Source organism: Enterobacter sp. UNJFSC 003 (assembly GCF_036903355.1).
In the GTDB taxonomy this organism is placed as follows: Bacteria; Pseudomonadota; Gammaproteobacteria; order Enterobacterales; family Enterobacteriaceae; genus Enterobacter.
This window is the reverse complement of the sequence record NZ_JBAKHK010000069.1, coordinates 1-351: the sequence shown is the minus strand read 5'-3', so window position 1 is coordinate 351 and position 351 is coordinate 1. Positions and strand designations below refer to the sequence as shown.

Genomic DNA, 351 nt, shown 5'->3' with positions numbered 1-351 from the left:
GGCGAAGCGGCAGGATTTATCAGCGCCAGTTCGCTGGAGGGGATTAGCTATGCGCTGGATAGCGCAGACATTCTGCGTGCGGTGTTACTGAAGCAGCCAGAGAAGCTCAATACCGCTTACTGGCGCGCCACCCGCAAACTGCGTTTAAAACTCTTCGGCAAGATAGTAAAAAGCCGATGCCTGACCGCACCGGCTTTAAGAAAGTGGATTATGCGCAGTGGTATGGCGCATATTCCACAGTTGAAAGATTAGCCAACGCGCTTCACATCGCCCACCAGCAGGATGTAAGAGAGCGCGCCAATCAACGCGACGGCGGAGATATAAACCAGTGCAGGTGCGAAACCGTAACCC

1 protein-coding gene and 1 pseudogene are annotated in these 351 nt (G+C 54.1%); one reads left to right on the top strand and one right to left on the bottom strand.

Annotation, left to right across the window (positions count from 1 at the left end; translation table 11 throughout):
- Window positions 1-252, top strand: a pseudogene (locus tag V5P19_RS23130) (hypothetical protein); the annotation flags it as partial.
- On the opposite strand, the gene V5P19_RS23125 reads toward V5P19_RS23130, so the two are convergent.
- Window positions 249-351, bottom strand: a 103-nt coding sequence (locus V5P19_RS23125) for a hypothetical protein (protein WP_334407858.1), incomplete at its 5' end; no start/stop codon positions are given. The pseudogene V5P19_RS23130 and the gene V5P19_RS23125 sit on opposite strands and share 4 nt — an antisense overlap.